Below are 16,925 nucleotides of genomic sequence, written 5' to 3' on the forward strand. Positions count from 1 at the left end.
TTTACCTACCTCAAATTTGGTCTGCCTTGCCAGCACTCTCGTTCAGTTCCTTCGGATCGAAGCGAGACTGTCTCATTTGACACTGTGTTAAGGTCAGACGGCTATTGACTCTGACATGATGTCAAACTCCAGATTGCTCTCTGATTTAAGGAGACGGTTGATGACCGAGTCGAAACATAGTGCGCATTCCGGGAACCATGGGTGTTGCGGAAGCCATGGGGAGCACGGCAAGGAAGATTCTGCGGCCATGATTGTCGATCCGGTTTGCGGCATGACCGTCGATCCGCAACAGACAGCGCATCATGCAACCCATGCCGGTCATGAGCATCATTTTTGCAGCGCCGGCTGCCGCGACAAATTCGTCGCCGATCCGGAATATTATCTGATCCCAGCGGCCGACCGGGTGGTGGATGCCGCGCCGGGGGCGATCTGGACCTGCCCGATGCACCCCGAGATCCGGCAGGACCATCCCGGCGCATGCCCGATCTGCGGCATGGGGCTCGAGCCGGAACTGGTGACCGCCGACGCCGGACCGAGCGCTGAACTGATCGACATGTCGCGCCGCTTCTGGATCGCACTGGCGCTGGCTCTTCCGGTGTTCATCCTTGAAATGGGCAGTCACCTGTTTCCGGCGCTGCATCATCTCGTGCCGATGAAGCTGTCGACCTGGATTCAGTTCGCGCTGGCGACGCCGGTTGTGCTCTGGGCGGGCTGGCCCTTCTTCGAACGTGGCTGGGCCTCGCTGAAGACGCGCAACCTCAACATGTTCACGCTGATCGCGATGGGAACAGGCGTCGCCTGGGGCTATAGCGTCGTCGCGACACTGGCGCCCGATGTGTTTCCGGCGGCCTTCCGTGCGGCCGACGGGTCGGTCGCTATCTATTTCGAAGCGGCGGCTGTGATCACCGTGCTGGTGCTGCTCGGGCAGGTTCTCGAACTGCGCGCGCGCGAGCGGACCTCCGGCGCGATCAAGGCGCTGCTTAACCTGGCGCCGAAAACCGCGCGGCGTATCGCCGAGGATGGCAGCGAAGAGGAAGTCTCGCTCGACCTGATCGCGGTGGGCGACCGGCTGCGGGTGCGGCCGGGCGAAAAGGTTCCGGTCGATGGCGTGGTAGAGGAAGGCCGCTCGGCGCTCGATGAATCGATGGTGACGGGCGAATCCATGCCGGTCACCAAGACCGTCGCCGACACGGTGATCGGCGGGACGATGAACCAGAGCGGCGCGCTGGTGATCCGCGCCGACAAGATCGGACGGGACACCATGCTGGCGCGCATTGTCCAGATGGTCGCCGACGCGCAGCGCTCCCGCGCCCCGATCCAGCGCATGGCCGATCAGGTCGCCGGCTGGTTCGTGCCTGCCGTGCTGGCGGTCGCGGTTGTCGCCTTCGCCGCCTGGGGCATCTGGGGGCCGGAACCACGCCTGGCACACGGACTGGTCGCGGCGGTGGCGGTGCTGATCATCGCCTGTCCCTGTGCGCTGGGACTGGCGACGCCGATGTCGATCATGGTCGGCGTTGGCCGCGGCGCGGGACTTGGCGTTCTCATCAAGAACGCCGAGGCGCTGGAGCATATGGAAAAGGTCGACACGCTGGTTGTCGACAAGACCGGGACGCTGACCGAGGGGAAACCCGCCGTCACCCGGATTATCGCAGCGGACGGTTTCGAGGAGACGGAATTGCTGCGGATTGCCGCGGGTGTCGAACGTGCGTCGGAACATCCTCTGGCGCTGGCGATCGTCAACGCGGCGATGGACCGTGACATCGACATCCCACCCGTCAGCGACTTTGATTCGCCAACCGGCAAGGGCGCGTTGGGTGTGGTCGAAGGCAGGCGCGTTACGCTTGGCAATGCCCGTTTCCTGGGTGAGGCCGGGATCGACACCTCCTCCCTCGCCACACAGGCTGACCAGCTTCGCGAGGATGGCGCGACGGCGATTTTCATGGGGCTGGATAGCAAGGTTGCGGGCGTGTTCGCCATCGCCGATCCGATCAAGCAGACGACGGCCGAAGCGCTCGCCGCCTTGCGCGCCGATGGCATAAAGGTCGTGATGCTGACCGGCGACAATCGCACGACGGCGGAAGCGGTTGCGCGTCAGCTTGGTATCGATGCCGTCGAGGCCGACGTTTTGCCCGATCAGAAAGCCGCTGTCGTCGCGCGGCTGAAACAGGAAGGGCGGGTCGTCGCCATGGCGGGCGACGGGGTCAATGATGCGCCGGCGCTGGCGACAGCCGATGTCGGCATCGCGATGGGGCATGGCACCGACGTCGCCATGGAAAGCGCGGGCATAACCCTGTTGAAGGGTGATCTCAACGGGATCGTCCGCGCCCGCCAACTCAGCCAGGCGACGATGTCCAATATCCGGCAGAACCTGTTCTTCGCCTTCATCTACAATGCCGCTGGCGTGCCGATCGCGGCGGGGGTGCTTTATCCGGTCTTCGGCATCCTGCTCTCGCCGATGATCGCGGCGGCGGCGATGGCGCTGTCGTCGGTCAGCGTCGTCGCCAATGCGCTGCGTCTCAATCGGGTGAGCCTCAATGCGGTGAAAGCGTGAATATCGGCGCGGCCTCGAAGGCGAGCGGCGTCTCGCAGCGGATGATCCGCCATTATGAGAAGATTGGCCTGATCCCGGTGCCGCTACGCCGGGACAGCGGCTATCGTGATTATGCCGCCGCCGATGTCCACCGCCTGCGGTTCATCGCCAATGCCCGCGACCTTGGCTTCCCGATCGAGGAAATCAGGACGCTGTTGGGGTTGTGGAGCGATGACGCACGGTCATCTGCCGACGTAAAGTCGCTGGCGACCGCGCGCGCCGACGAACTGCACTGCAAGGCTGTAGCGCTCGAGGAAATGCGCCGTGCACTGCTTGACTTGGCAGCGCGTTGTCACGGAGACGATCGGCCCGACTGCCCGATCCTCGACACGCTCGAGCGACAGACCTGACTGTGCGGTCTGCCGTTACTTCACGTTGGCCGCGACCAGTGGATGTGTGCGATCCGCCATGCGCCGAATAAAATCAAGAAGTTCAGACGGTCTTGCGGACCCCCTTCGAACAGCGTCCTTTAAGAATACCCACCAGACAATCACCAGATTGTGCGTAATCGCCTGAAATTCCCTCAGAAATCAGATGCCGCATTCTCACCAGTCCTTTGCGACTGGTAGTGCCCCGCATTGCATGACGCATTCAGGACGTTTTAGACCTTTCCGGGAGTCGGCGGTTAAGCCGACGCTCATCTGGAATGGGGGGAAGGCTTTCCCCTGACGCCCCGCCCCCTTGGGTCTGGCCGTACCCCATCAGCGGGGACACCCCGCAACGCCCCGAGAGGGAGAGTGCGGCCGGATTGGCCGTGACGGGTTGAAAGGCAGAGGGAGTGGCTCGCTGCCGACCCGTCGCGGAGACTCGCGATGACACGTACCAACACCACCTCTCGCACCGACAGCGATCGGACAGACCTCTACCAGTCCATAACCGACAAGATCATCACCGAGCTGGAGGCCGGCCGCGTTCCCTGGGTCCAGCCGTGGGCCACGTCGAAGGCGTCGCTCGACATGCCGCGCAACGGCAAAACCGGCGACCGTTATTCCGGGATCAACATTCTGATTCTGTGGGACGCCGTGGTCGCCAACGGCTTCTCGACCAACAGCTTCCTCACTTTCCGGCAGGCGCTCGCGCTGGGCGGCAATGTGCGCAAGGGCGAGCGCGGGACGACCGTCGTCTATGCCCATCGCTTTACGCCGGACAGCGAACGCCGGCGCGCCAGCGAGGACGGCCGTGAACCGGGTTCGATCCCCTTCCTCAAACGCTACACCGTCTTCTCGACCAACCAGTGCGAAGGATTGCCTGAACGCATCGCGGCCCCGCCGCCGCCCGTACCCGAAGGGCTTATTCTGCCTGAAGCCGAGGCGCTGATCGTCGCGACCGGCGCCGACTTCCGCATCGGCGGCGACCGCGCCTTCTATGCTCCAGGTCAGGACTATGTGCAGGTGCCGCGACCGGACGCCTATTTCGATCCCATAAACTGGCACAGGACGGCATTTCACGAGCTATCGCACTGGGTCGGCGGCCGGAGCCGGCTCGACCGCGATCAGACCGGCGCGTTCGGTTCGAAAGAATATGGACGCGAGGAGCTGGTTGCCGAGATGGCCGGCGCCTTCGTCTGCGCCGCGCTCGGCATCGTGCCGACCGTCCGGCACGCCGATTACCTCGGCTCCTGGCTGGACATCATCCGCGAGGATAATCGCGCCATCGTCCGCGCCGCGAGCGCCGCCTCGAAAGCCGCAAACTTCCTGCTCGATTTCCGAGGCGAGGCCGCCACGGATCAGCCCGATACAGGCGATCCAGCGACGTGGCGGGCGGCGGCATGATGCGCTTGTCCCTCCAGCGCTGTTGCCTGGGGCCAGGCCGCAGGGAGAGTGAGGGGATGGCCTTCGGCTTTGTGACGGGCTTGCAGCCGAGAGAGAGTCTCCCGGCGGCCCGTCATGGAGTAACCGACATGGCAAAAACTGCCCCCAAGATCATCCTCAGCGGCGCGCGGGACATCCCGCTCGATCTGATCGACCTGTCCCAGTCCAATGTCCGGCGCGTGAAGGCCGGCGTCTCGATCGAGGCGCTTGCCGACGACATCGCCCGACGTGGCCTCCTGCAAAGCCTGAACCTGCGGCCGACCCTCGATGGCGAAGGCCAGGAGACCGGCCGGTTCCATCTGCCGGCCGGCGGCCGGCGCTTTCGCGCGCTGGAACTGTTGGTGAAGCGCAAGCGGCTGGCGAAGAACGCCCCGGTGCCCTGCATCGTCAAGGATGCCCACGATCCGATCTCGGAGGAGGAGGATTCGCTCGCCGAGAATACGCATCGCGAGCAGCTGCATCCGCTCGATCAGTTTCGCGGCATGAAGCGGCTCATCGACCAGGGCGACGATATCGAAACGATCGCCGCCACCTTCATGACCACGCCCGCCGTAGTGCGCCAGCGCCTGAAGCTGGCGTCGGTGTCGCCCGCGCTGCACGAGATCTATGCCGAGGACGGCATGACCCTCGATCAGCTCATGGCCTTCTCGGTCAGTGAGGACCATGCCCGCCAGGAACAGGTGTGGGAGTTGCTCGCCCATAGCTGGAACAAGGAACCCTCGTTCATCCGGTCCAAACTGACCGAGAACACGGTGCGCGTCTCCGACAAGCGGGCGCTGTTCGTGGGGATCGACGCCTATACCGAGGCGGGCGGGTGCGTGCTGCGTGACCTGTTCACGGCCGACGATGGCGGCTGGCTCCAGGACGCCGCGCTGCTCGACACGCTGGTCGCCGCGAAGCTTCAGGCCGAGGCCGAACGGATCGGCGGCGAAGGCTGGAAGTGGGTCACGGCGGCCGTGGACCTGCCTTATGGTCATCTCAACAGCCTGCGCGAGATCGACAGCGATCCGGCGGCGCTCACCGATGCGGAATCGGCGCGGGCCGAAGCGCTAACGGCCGAGGGCAACGCCATCGAGGCGGAATATGAGGACGTCGAGGAACTGCCGGAGGAAGTGGCGGCGCGGATCGAAGCGATCGATGTTGAACTGGCGGGCCTGATCGAGCGGCCGAGAACCTATGATCCACGGGAAATGGGCATCGCCGGCGCCTTCGTCAGCCTCGACACCGACGGGTCGCTCTATATCGAACGCGGCTGGGTCCGCGCCGAGGACGAACCACAGGTCGAGGCCGAACCGGGCCATGATGGGGCCGAAGGCGATCAGTCCGCCGATCCGATCGGTCCGCAGCAGCCGGCCGCATCGGCGCGATCCATCGTCGTCACCGTGGCTGGCGGCGCGGCGGACGAACCGGATGACGATGACGAACAGATCATCAAGCCGCTGCCCGATCGTTTGGTGTCGGAACTGACCGCGCATCGCACGCTTGCCTTGCAGGATGCGTTCGCCGCCAGTCCGTCGACGGCCTTCGCCGCCGTGCTGCACGCTATGGTGTTGTCCGCCTTCTATTCCGGGCGCACCGAATCCTGTCTCGGCGTCTCGGTGCAGCGCACCAGCTTCCCGAACCAGGCGCCAGGCATGAAGGACAGCCCTTCGGCCCGGTCGATCGCGGCGCGGCATGAGGCCTGGGAGAAGCGGCTGCCCGATTCCGACAAGGCCTTGTGGGACGCGCTGATGCTGCTCGACGGCGGCGATCAGGCGGCGCTGTTCGCGCATTGCGCCTCGTTCGGGGTCAACGCCCTATGGGAGCCAACCAGCCGCTATGACGGGCGCGTCTCGGCGCATGGCGTCGAACGGCGGCTTGCGCACAGTCATGTGCTGGCGCGTGCGGTCAGGCTCGACATGGTGGCGGCGGGCTGGAAGCCGACGGTCGAGAATTATCTCGGCCGGGTCGCCAAGCCGCGCATCCTGATGGCGGTCGCCGAAGCGAAGGACGACCAGACGGCGGGCCTGATCGACCATCTGAAGAAGGGTGACATGGCCCGCGAAGCCGAGCGCCTGTTGGCCGATGCGGACTGGCTGCCAGAGCCGCTTCGCACCCCGGCGATCGAGGATGCGTTCGATCCGGCGGCGGTCGATCAGGACGAAAGCGCCGAGGCCGATGCCGAGGCGCTGCCCGCGTTCCTCGGCGGGGACGACGACGAGGTGACGGCCGAGGACGATCTGTCCGACGCCTATGCGATCGCGGCGGAATAGCCGTCCGCGCCGGCGGGGCGGCCCCGGTCGCTCCGCCACCTTTTCCAACACCATTACCAGAAGCCCGGCCACGCGCCGGGCTTCTGCGTTTTTACGGAGATACGCAAAATGTCCGACGAAAGCTCCAAGCCTGTCATCGACCTCGACGCCGTTTTCACCGAATGGAACGCCTATGAAGCGCGCCGGGCGGAACTGCATCCGGCGAACAAGGCCAGCCTGTTCGCCGCGCTCGGCGCTGCCGGCATCACCCGCGTCGTCCTGACGTTCAACGGCGGCGGCGACTCGGGGCAGACCGAGAATATCGAAGCCTTTGCCGGCGACGATCTTCGCGACCTGCCAGATGTGGTCGTCGAACTGCGTGACCTCTTGTTCCGGGAGGGCGAACCCAGAGCACTCAACCAGCCGCTCGCCGACGCGATCGAGACGCTGGCCTATGCCTGTCTCGAACAGAAGCATTGCGGCTGGGAGAATAATGAAGGCGGCTACGGCGAGTTCGTGTTCGACGTCGCCAGGGGCACGATCGCGCTCGATTATAACGAGCGGATCGAGACCTCCCAAAACTACACTCATGCGTTTTGAGGAGGGCGCGATGGGACATTGCTATCATCACGCCCTGTCGTCGGTGAAGAAATGGGGCGGCTCGCCCGACGACTATCTGGCGCTGCACCAATGGTTCGACGAACCGTCGAAGCTGATCATCGCCGATTTCCGTCACCGGGCGCTCAGGCATCACGCCGAGGGTGTGTTTATGCTGGAACGCTTCTTCGGCCCAACCATCACGATCTCGACCGGACGAGCGGTGCCGGTCCGGCTGATCGGCGAGCAGCATATCGTCGAGGACCTGGGGTTCATCCCGAGCTTCGCCGATTGGGTGCGCTGCATTCGCCCCGAACCCTGGATGGGCCGCGCCCAGCCTATCCACAAACTGGTCGATCCGTTCGCGGCCGTTCCCGCCTGATCGACGCCATTACCCCATCAATCCCTTGAAGGCCCGGCCGTCGCGCCGGGCCTTCGCGTATCTGGAGACATCCCATGCCTGCAAAACGCATAGTCGGCGCCACCGCGCTGAGCGATTTCATCCGTACCGCGCCGCTCGGCGCGCTCCTGCGCTATTCCGACGGCCAGCCCAGACCGCCGGCCCGGTTCAACAAGAAGCTCGCCGCCTGGGAGCGGACCAATGGCGTCGGCCGTCTGATCAAGAAGACGCCGACGGTCGTGCGGCCGTCCTATACGATGCCCGAAGGCTTCACGCTCCATCATGGTGATTTCGGCAGCAGCGGCATCATCGTGACGGTGGTGACGATGACCTATCACGTCACCAGCCCGCTGCATTTCGAGATCGTCGAACAGCCTGCGCCGGGAATGGTGCGCGTGCTCACCCAGTGGGAGGGCGTGGACGAGCTTCGCCACCTCGCGCCCGACATGGCGACGGCGCAAAGCTGGTTCGCCAGCCATCGCTATTCGAACGCCCGGTTCGAGGTCGTTGGCGATGAGGCGAACCCCATCCTGCCAGAACTCGGGAGGGCGGCATGAGCGCGGATGATGTCATCGCCGCCGTCTTTGGACGCTCGGCCGACGGCCATCTCGCCGCTCGCGTCGAGGATATCGCCTTCATCGCCATCCCGGTGAAGGACGGGTTCAAGATCGCGACCGGCTGGCGCCTGACCAGGCCGATCGACCAATGGACCGCCGCAGACGCCTTTGGCGCCTCAGCGATTGTCGCCGATGAAGGGGGCTTTCGCGCTCATGTCGAGGAGAACGCCGAACATCGCCGCCAGCTTCGAACGCTTGGGCGCCGTGAGGTTCGCCAGCGGCTTTCCACGCCCTGGGGCATGGCACAGTCGAGCGAGATCTATGCCGATGGCGTGGTCTTCCATTCAACCGCCGGCCACGGCGGGATCAAACTCGACCGGGCGCGCAACGCGGCGATGCCCGTCGTGCTGCGCGTTGCGGGCGGGTGGTATGAGGAAGATTGCGAATGGGCCAAGGTCGCGGTCGGCTTTCCCGACCTGTTCACCGACTATGAGCGCCGCCACGCCGATCGCACGCTTCGCGATTATTATCCCGAATGCTGGGAGGCGGTGCATGGCCGCGCCCTGGAACCAGGAGAATCCTTCGCCAATGATCGGCGCCTGTTCCGCGAGGCCCACGCCCAGGATTGGGTGGTGATCTCGGCGATCACCTCTAAGGAGCGGCCGGGGTTCGTGGATTGTGTCGCGACCCTCGGGGGTGACGGCACGTCGTCGTCGCGTCGCCGGTTTCTCGTGCCCGACACCGAGTACCGTGCGGGGCCGCATGGGTTCGTGATGGATGAACGACGGCACCAGGCCTGGGATGGTCCCATCGCCAGCGCCGCCTGACCGTCAGCCAACAACCGGGCGATCCCCAGTGCGGGATCGCCCGGTTTTCTGTGTCAGGCGGCTTCGCCTTCATCGGCGTCGTCATCGTCTTCGGTTTCGACGATGTCCTCGCCGGCATCCTCATCGGCAGGGTCTTCCGGACCGTCTTCGACCTGCGTGGTCAGGTTCAGATCCTCGTTCTGCTGTTCGTCAATCTCGGGCATGGCGGTCTCCGCGGGCGAATCGACCGCGAAAGTGGGGATTGCACCCATGACGGCCGGCACCGGCTGACGCCGGGTCCAGAGTGAGAGGCAGGCCGGAAGGGAGCGAGCCGGGCGGATCGAGAGAGAGCGTCCGCTGGCTTGCTCCCTTCCGTCCTGCTCTCCTCGGACATTTCCCATGACCCCATCCGCATCCGCTGCCCGTTCGGCGGCGCCGCTTCCTGTCGCGCCCGGTTTCGCCGCGACCGGCCAGGCGATCCTCGTCGCCGCCCACCTCATCCTGCCTGACCTCGAACGCGGCCGCGCCATCGACGCCCGTGCGCTGCGCAGCGCGATGGAAACCGCATTCGGCGGCTCCGATGCGGGCGGCGCCTGGAACTGGAAGACCGCCTATGACGCCTGCGAGGCGGCGCAGGTCCTGTTCCTGCGTAAATACGGTTCTACGATTCTCCGTAAATCCGCTTCTCCGGTCGCCGCGCTGGCGATGATCGAGAAGATCGGCGCCTTGCTGCCGACCCATACCCGCCGATCCCAAACCTCCCAGGCGTTGCAGCAATTCTCGACGCCTGCCGGGCTCGGCGTCGTCGCCGCGATCGCCGCCGCCATCCGGCCCGGCGATGTGGTGCTGGAGCCATCGGCCGGCACCGGACTGCTCGCCGTCCATGCCGAGAACCGGGGCGCGCGCTTGCTCCTCAATGAACTGGCCGAGATCCGCGCCGAGGTGCTGGCCGGGCTGTTCGGCGACTGCGCCGTCACCCGCCACGACGCCGCGCACATCCATGACCATCTCGACGTGGGTCTGGTCCCCAGCGTGGTGCTGATGAACCCGCCATTCTCGGCGGTCGCCCATGTCGACCGGACGATGAAGGATGCGGCGCTGCGCCATATCGGCTCAGCGCTGGCGCGTCTGGCGCCTGGTGGCCGCCTGGTGACGATCACCGGCGCAAACTGCGCGCCCGACAATCCGGCCTGGAGGGAAGCCTTCGCCCGCTTGCAGGAGCGCGGCCGCGTCGTCTTCTCGGCGGCGATCGATGGCCGGGTCTATGCGAAACACGGCACCACCATCGACACGCGCCTGACCGTGATCGATCGCGTGCCCGCCGATGATCCCAATGCCTTTCCAGTCTCGCCGGGCATTGCCCCCGATACCGCGACACTGCTGGCCTGGGTGCTCGACCTGGTGCCGCCGCGCGCACCTTCGCCCGAAATGCCGCCGCCCGTCACACCGATCGCCATGCAGGCGATAGCCGCAAAGCCCGCCCGTCAGCGCGCCGCGCCGATCCTGGCCCCGGTTCCAGCGGTCGTGCCCGATGCGGTGGAACTGGCCTATGAAACCATCGACTGGACCCCGGCCGAGACCGGGCGCCTGACCGATGCGATCTACGAGCCCTATGCGCTCCAGTCGATCCGCATCCCCGGCGCGAAGCCGCATCCGACCCCGCTGGTCCAGTCGGCGGCGATGGCCTCGGTCGCGCCGCCCCGGCCGTCCTATCGCCCGATCCTGCCGGCCCGGCTGATCGCTGACGCCATCCTGTCCGACGCCCAGCTTGAATCCGTCATTCTCGCGGGCGAGGCCCATAGCGACCATCTCGCCGGTTCGTGGAGCGTCGATCCGACCTGGGACATCGTCAAGGCGGCCGCCGATGAGGCGGACGACGCTGTCCGGTTCCGACGCGGCTGGTTCCTCGGCGATGGCACGGGCGCCGGCAAGGGCCGCCAGGTCGCGGGCGTCATCCTCGACAACTGGCTCAAAGGCCGCCGCCGCGCGGTCTGGGTGAGCCGGTCAGACACTCTCCATCACGACGCGATGCGCGACTGGGCGGCGTTGGGGCAGGAACGGTTGCTGGTGACGCCGCTCTCCCGGTTCCGGCAGGGCACGCCGATCAAGCTCGATGCGGGCGTGTTGTTCACCACCTACGCGACGCTGCGTTCGCAGGAGCGCGGCGAGAAGGTCAGCCGCGTCCAGCAGATCGTCGATTGGCTGGGTCCGGACTTCGACGGCGTGATCATCTTCGACGAGGCGCACGCGATGGCCAACGCCGCCGGCGGCAAGGGCGAGCGCGGCGAGCAGGCGCCCTCGCAACAGGGCCGCGCCGGTCTGCGACTCCAGCACGCCTTGCCCGATGCCCGCATCGTCTATGTCTCGGCGACCGGCGCAACCACGGTGCAGAACCTAGCTTACGCCCAACGTCTCGGTCTGTGGGGCGGCGAGGATTTCCCGTTCTCGACGCGCTCGGAGTTCATCGCCGCGATCGAGGATGGCGGGGTCGCGGCCATGGAGGTGCTGGCGCGCGACCTGAAGGCGCTCGGCCTCTATGCGGCGCGGTCGCTGTCGTTCGACGGTGTCGAATATGAGATGCTCGAACATAGGCTGACGCCCGGACAGATCGGCATCTACGATGCCTATGCCGGCGCCTTCCAGATCATCCATAATAATCTCGACGCGGCGATGCAGGCCGCCAACATCACCGGCGCGACCGGCACCTTGAACGCCCAGGCCAAGTCGGCGGCGCGCAGTGCTTTCGAGTCCGCGAAGCAGCGCTTCTTCAACCATCTGATCACCGCCATGCAGACGCCGTCGCTGGTCGCCAGCATCGCGCGCGACCTGGAGGCCGGCCATGCGTGCGTCGTCCAGATCGTCTCAACCGGCGAGGCGCTGATGGAGCGTCGGCTCGCCGACATTCCGACCGACGAGTGGGATGACGTTCGGGTGGACGTGACCCCGCGCGAATATGTGCTGTCCTACCTTGAGCACAGCTTTCCGGTGCAGCTCTATGAGCCCTTCACCGACAGCGAGGGCAATCTCTCCTCCCGGCCGGTCTATCATGACGGCCAGCCCGTCCTATCCCGCGATGCCGTCGATCGTCGCGACCGACTGATCGAACATCTGGCGTCGCTGGCGCCGGTTCCCGCCGCGCTCGACCAGATCCTCCACCACTTCGGAACCGATCTGGTCGCCGAGGTGACGGGACGCTCTCGGCGTATCGTCCGCAAGCGCGGTTCCGACGGGATCGACCGCTATGTTGTAGAGACGCGACCCGGTTCGGCCAATCTCGGCGAGACCGATGCGTTCCAGGCTGATGCCAAGCGCGTGCTTGTCTTCTCGGACGCGGGCGGGACCGGTCGGAGCTACCATGCCGATCTCGGGGCCAGGAACCAGCGGCTGCGCGTCCATTATCTGCTGGAGGCCGGATGGAAGGCCGACAGCGCCATCCAGGGGTTCGGGCGGACGAACCGCACCAACCAGAAGCAGCCGCCGCTGTTCCGCCCGGTGACGACCGACGTGAAGGCGCAGAAGCGCTTCATCTCGACCATCGCGCGGCGCCTCGACACGCTGGGCGCGATCACCCGCGGCCAACGACAGACCGGCGGCCAGGGCCTGTTCCGGCCCGAGGACAACCTGGAATCCCACTATGCGCGCGACGCGCTGCGCCAGCTCTACCGCCTGCTTTACGGCGGCAAGATCGAGGGTTGTTCGCTCGGGGCTTTCGAGGCGGCGACGGGATTGTCGCTCGCCGACAGCAACGGCCTCAAGGACGAACTGCCGCCGATCACCACCTTCCTCAACCGGATGCTGGCGCTGACCATCGACCTCCAGAACATCCTGTTCACGGCGTTCGAGGATTTGCTGAGCGCGCGGATCGAGGGGGCGATCGCATCGGGAAGCTATGAGCTGGGGCTGGAGACGCTCCAGGCCGAGAGCTTCACCATCGTCGCTCGAACCACCATCTATACCCATCCGGGAACCACGGCGGAGACACGGTTGCTGACGATCGAACGCAAGGACCGCAACCAGCCGCTGACGCTGGACGGCGCGCGCGCCCATCTCGGCGATGGCGATGCGGCGTTGCTGGTCAACGCGCAGTCGGGCCGCGCCGCCGTGCAGATCCCGACGCGCGGCCTGCTGCTCGACGACGGCAGCGTCGAGCGCCGCGTGCGGCTCGTCCGGCCGATGGAATCGACACCGATGCCGCTGGCGGCGATGGGCGAGACACAATGGCGCGAAGCGGATCGTACTACCTTCGCCCGCGCCTGGGAGGCGGAGCTGGCCGAGGTGCCTCAGTTCGCGACCAGCACGATGCACATCGTCACCGGCCTGTTGTTGCCGATCTGGAAGCGGCTTCCCCAGGAATCCAGCCGCGTCTATCGGCTCCAGGCCGATGACGGCGAACGCATCGTCGGCCGCCGGGTCTCGCCCGCCTGGGTCGCGATGGCGACCGCTAACGACAATGGGCCGCACCTCGACCCGCAGGCGGCGTTCACCGCCCTGATGGACGGGCGCACGATTCTCGATCTGGCCGAAGGTCTCCAGCTTCGCCGCGCGCGCGTCATGGGGGTGAACCGGATCGAGCTATCGGGATTCACCGACGCCATGCGCGAGCGATTGACCGCCTATGGTCTGTTCCATGAGATCATCTCGTGGAAGCTACGGATGTTCGTCCCCGTCGATGCCAGCGGCGTCGCCGTGCTCGACCGGGTGCTGAAGCGCTGGCCGATCCAGCGCGTCGGCGACCGGGCGGCGGCATAATGGGACGTTTATCGGATCAGGCAGGTGAACTGGCGCAGCGTCTCGGTGATCAGGCCGAGGCGGTGTGCCGTCACTATCTGTCGAAGGGGCATCGTGAGGGCCGTTACTGGCTGGTCGGCGATGCCCGCAACACGCCGGGGCGCAGTCTCTATGTGCGACTTTCCGGCTCGGACGACGGACGCGGCGCGGCGGGCAAATGGACCGACGCATCCACTGGCGAACATGGCGACCTGCTCGACATCATCGCGATTTCCTGTGGCCATCACCGTCTGCGTGACTCGCTCGACGAGGCCCGGAGTTTCCTCAGCCTGCCACGCCCCGAGCCTGTCGACGAAGGTCCGCGATATCGCCGTGAGCCGAAGGCGCCGACCGGCACCCCGCAAGCCGCGCGGCGCCTGCTGGCGGCCTCGAAGCCGTTTCTGGCGACAGTCGTGGAAGCGTATTTACGGCAACGTGCGATTACGGATTTACGCAATGGCGATCCGCTCCGTTTCCATCCGCATTGCTATTACCGGCCATCGCAGGATGATCCGCCGGGGACACGTCCGGCCTGGCCCGCGATGATCGCCGCCGTCACCGATCTCGATGGCGGCGTGACCGGCGTTCATCGCACCTGGCTTACTTCTGGGCTCGACCCGGCCGCGATCGACAAAGCGCCTATATCCTCACCGAGACGCGCCATGGGACATCTTCTCGGGCACGGCGTCCGCTTCGGGGTCGCGGATAGCGTGATGGCGGCGGGCGAAGGGATCGAGACCCTCTTGTCGGTGCGACAGATCATGCCCGCCATGCCCATGATCGCCGCTCTATCCTCGCCCCACCTCGGCGCCATCCTGTTCCCGGCGGCGCTGCGACGCCTCTATGTCGTGCGCGACGACGATCCGGCCGGCGATGTGGCGGTGACGACGTTGAGCGAGCGAGCTTCCAGCGCCGGGATCGAGGTCGTGCCGTTGTCGCCGATGCTCGGCGATCACAACGAGGATCTGCGCCTGGTCGGGCCGGAGCGGATGCGGGCGGGGTTGCGCGTGCAACTCGTGCCCGCCGATGTCGGCCGGTTCCTGATGCCGTCCCGGTGAAGCCGGGAAGGCAGTGGGTTTGTGACGGGTCCGGTGCCGGGGAAGACCGCCGGGTGTCAGGGTGACGCAGAGATCGGAAAGGCCAGCGCCCTCGGCCTTCTCTAGAGGGCGATCGGAACGGCAAACGCCCCGGTCCGGCAACGGCGGGCTTCAACTTTCTTCCCCTGGCGGCAGAGCCGCCATTCCTCGCGAGACAAGAAAGCCTTGCCCGCCGTCCTCCGCTTCGCTGCGGCCCTTTCGCTATCGCTTGGGGTGCAGGCCCGGTTCGCCCGCCGTCTTTCGTCGCCTGCGAAGGCCGCGAAGGGCGCGGCCAACCGAAGAGGCGTCACCATGAAAACCGAAAGCCAGCTTCCTGAGCACGAACCCGAACACGCAGAATCCCCCACCGCCTATCTTCTCCAGGAAATGGCACTCTACGGATACCGGCCATACTCCGACGAACCCGATGACCGGCCGCTCCCTGATGCCCGCATCGCCGGCGGCGCCATCGTCGACATCTTCGACGCGATGGTCGTGACCTTCATCGACACCCGTCTCGAGCCCGACCTTGAAGACCTGCTCTGGAACCTCACCAACGTCTTCCACCGCGCCGGCGAACGGATCGAGCGCGAGCTTGACGACAATGAGGTCGCCCAGAAGCGCAGCCAGAAGGAACAGGACGGCTCCGAGGTGAAGTCGGTCGAGCTGGAAACACTTCTGCGCGAGGGCACGACGATGCTCGAGCGCCGCGACGCGATGGAGTTCTTCCGCGATGGCTGCGCCGACCAGTTCCGCATCCACATCCGCAAACCCTGGACGCCGCGCTCTGGCTCGAAGGTCAACCGCAAAGCGCTGACCTCGGCGGTCGTCTCCAGCCGGGATTTCGTCAATGCGCGGCAGCGGGCGGAAAAGCAGGTGCTGATCCCCGCCGGCACGCTGATCGCCTTCAGCTCAGGGCCGACCTTCAACGATCATCGGTTCATCTGGGACCTGCTCGACCGTGTCCACGCCAAACATCCCGAGATGGTCCTGGCGCACGGGGCAACGCCGACGGGCGGCGAGAAGATCGCCGCCCTCTGGGCCGATCATCGCAAGGTTCCGCAGATCCCCTTCAAGCCCGACTGGAACCGGCACAAGAAGGCCGCGCCGTTCAAGCGCAACGATGCGCTGCTGGAAGCCTTGCCCGCCGGCGTTATCATCCTGCCGGGCACCGGCATCCAGGACAATCTGCACGACAAGGCCAAAGCGATGGGCATCAAGCGCTGGGACTTCCGGCATCAGGGCGGCGCGTGAGCGCCGCCCGCCATACGAATCATGGTTGGCCGAGAACAATATATCTACTAGTCTGGATATATGGAAAACGAATCAGCCATCCTTGCGCTGGGCGCGCTGGCGCAGTCCACGCGGCTCGACACCTTTCGCCTGCTGGTGCGGCACGAACCGGACGGCCTCGCCGCCGGGGACATCGCCCGCGCGCTCGACGTGCCGCAGAACACCATGTCGGCGCACCTGGCGACGCTGGCGCGCGCCGGGCTGGTGACGTCGGAGCGGCATAGCCGCTCGATCGTCTACCGCGCCGATCTCGACACGCTGAAGGCGCTCACCCTGTTTCTGGTCAAGGATTGCTGCGGCGGGCGCGCGGAACTGTGCGAACCGCTGATCGCCGAACTGACGCCCTGCTGCTGAACGGACCCGACATGATCGCACCTAATATCACCATCTGGCACAACCCCGACTGCGGCACCTCGCGCAACACGCTGGCGATGATCCGCAACGCCGGGATCGAGCCGCGCATCGTCGAATATCTCAAGACGCCGCCGACGCGGGAAAAGCTGGCTGCGCTGATCACCGCAGCGGGTCTCGCGCCGCGCGACGTGCTGCGCGCCAAGGGCACACGCTACGAGGGACTGTCTCAGGACGATCCGGCCTTGGCCGATGAAGCCCTGCTCGATGCGATGATGACGCATCCGATCCTCATCAACCGGCCTTTGGTGGAAACGCCGCTCGGCGTGCGGCTGTGCCGCCCGTCCGAGGGGGTGCTGGACATCCTGCCCGCAGCCCAGCGCGGCGCCTTCGCCAAGGAAGATGGCGAACAGGTCATCGACGCGTCCGGCAAGCGGATCAGCTGA

General features: G+C 66.0%; 14 protein-coding genes. 13 read left to right on the forward strand and 1 reads right to left on the reverse strand.

The genetic code is table 11. The features are described from left to right. Positions 1 to 160 precede the first annotated feature (160 nt). From DFR49_RS16025 to DFR49_RS16060, 8 genes are all read left to right on the forward strand, one after another. A complete protein-coding gene (locus tag DFR49_RS16025) occupies positions 161 to 2,551 on the forward strand; it encodes a heavy metal translocating P-type ATPase (protein WP_119036694.1) in 2,391 nt (796 codons plus the stop codon). Further along, positions 2,548 to 2,940 (forward strand): Cu(I)-responsive transcriptional regulator, encoded by a 393-nt coding sequence (gene cueR, locus DFR49_RS16030; RefSeq protein ID WP_119036695.1) that lies wholly within the window; start codon positions 2,548 to 2,550, stop codon positions 2,938 to 2,940. Before DFR49_RS16025 ends, cueR begins: the two co-directional genes overlap by 4 nt. Positions 2,941 to 3,402: 462 nt before the next feature. Further along, on the forward strand, positions 3,403 to 4,362 hold the full coding sequence (locus DFR49_RS16035; RefSeq protein ID WP_119036696.1) for an ArdC family protein: 960 nt from the start codon (positions 3,403 to 3,405) through the stop codon (positions 4,360 to 4,362). 128 nt (positions 4,363 to 4,490) lie between these two features. Next, entirely contained in the window at positions 4,491 to 6,653 is a 2,163-nt protein-coding gene (locus tag DFR49_RS16040) for a ParB/RepB/Spo0J family partition protein (protein ID WP_119036697.1), read from the forward strand. A 108-nt stretch (positions 6,654 to 6,761) separates the two neighbouring features. Further along, positions 6,762 to 7,232, forward strand: coding sequence for a DUF6878 family protein (locus DFR49_RS16045; protein ID WP_119036698.1), 471 nt, complete (start codon positions 6,762 to 6,764; stop codon positions 7,230 to 7,232). Between the two features lie 10 nt (positions 7,233 to 7,242). Further along, the gene (locus tag DFR49_RS16050) at positions 7,243 to 7,611 is read left to right on the forward strand and encodes a DUF6915 family protein (protein WP_119037250.1); all 369 of its coding nucleotides are present in this window, start codon (positions 7,243 to 7,245) and stop codon (positions 7,609 to 7,611) included. A 74-nt stretch (positions 7,612 to 7,685) separates the two neighbouring features. Beyond that, positions 7,686 to 8,186 (forward strand): hypothetical protein, encoded by a 501-nt coding sequence (locus DFR49_RS16055; protein WP_119036699.1) that lies wholly within the window; start codon positions 7,686 to 7,688, stop codon positions 8,184 to 8,186. Then, positions 8,183 to 9,013 carry a DUF7007 domain-containing protein gene (locus DFR49_RS16060; protein ID WP_119036700.1) on the forward strand — a complete coding sequence of 277 codons (831 nt, stop codon included), beginning with the start codon at positions 8,183 to 8,185 and terminating at the stop codon, positions 9,011 to 9,013. The genes DFR49_RS16055 and DFR49_RS16060 overlap by 4 nt, the downstream gene beginning before the upstream one ends. 53 nt (positions 9,014 to 9,066) lie before the next feature. Here DFR49_RS16060 and DFR49_RS22040 read toward each other — a convergent pair whose 3' ends face one another. Further along, positions 9,067 to 9,216 carry a hypothetical protein gene (locus DFR49_RS22040; RefSeq protein ID WP_170151035.1) on the reverse strand — a complete coding sequence of 50 codons (150 nt, stop codon included), beginning with the start codon at positions 9,214 to 9,216 and terminating at the stop codon, positions 9,067 to 9,069. Between the two features lie 175 nt (positions 9,217 to 9,391). On the opposite strand from DFR49_RS22040, the gene DFR49_RS16070 reads away from it, so the two are divergent. From DFR49_RS16070 to arsC, 5 genes are all read left to right on the forward strand, one after another. Then, a complete protein-coding gene (locus DFR49_RS16070; RefSeq protein ID WP_119036702.1) occupies positions 9,392 to 13,741 on the forward strand; it encodes a strawberry notch-like NTP hydrolase domain-containing protein in 4,350 nt (1,449 codons plus the stop codon). Next, the gene (locus DFR49_RS16075; RefSeq protein WP_119036703.1) at positions 13,741 to 14,817 is read left to right on the forward strand and encodes a DUF7146 domain-containing protein; all 1,077 of its coding nucleotides are present in this window, start codon (positions 13,741 to 13,743) and stop codon (positions 14,815 to 14,817) included. The genes DFR49_RS16070 and DFR49_RS16075 overlap by 1 nt, the downstream gene beginning before the upstream one ends. 330 nt (positions 14,818 to 15,147) lie before the next feature. After that, positions 15,148 to 16,089, forward strand: coding sequence for a DUF2493 domain-containing protein (locus DFR49_RS16080; RefSeq protein ID WP_119037251.1), 942 nt, complete (start codon positions 15,148 to 15,150; stop codon positions 16,087 to 16,089). Positions 16,090 to 16,149: 60 nt separating this feature from the next. Beyond that, entirely contained in the window at positions 16,150 to 16,482 is a 333-nt protein-coding gene (locus DFR49_RS16085) for an ArsR/SmtB family transcription factor (protein ID WP_119036704.1), read from the forward strand. 11 nt (positions 16,483 to 16,493) lie between these two features. Beyond that, a complete protein-coding gene (gene arsC, locus DFR49_RS16090) occupies positions 16,494 to 16,925 on the forward strand; it encodes an arsenate reductase (glutaredoxin) (protein ID WP_119036705.1) in 432 nt (143 codons plus the stop codon).

Source organism: Hephaestia caeni (assembly GCF_003550065.1).
Taxonomy (GTDB): domain Bacteria; phylum Pseudomonadota; class Alphaproteobacteria; order Sphingomonadales; family Sphingomonadaceae; genus Sphingomonas; species Sphingomonas caeni_A.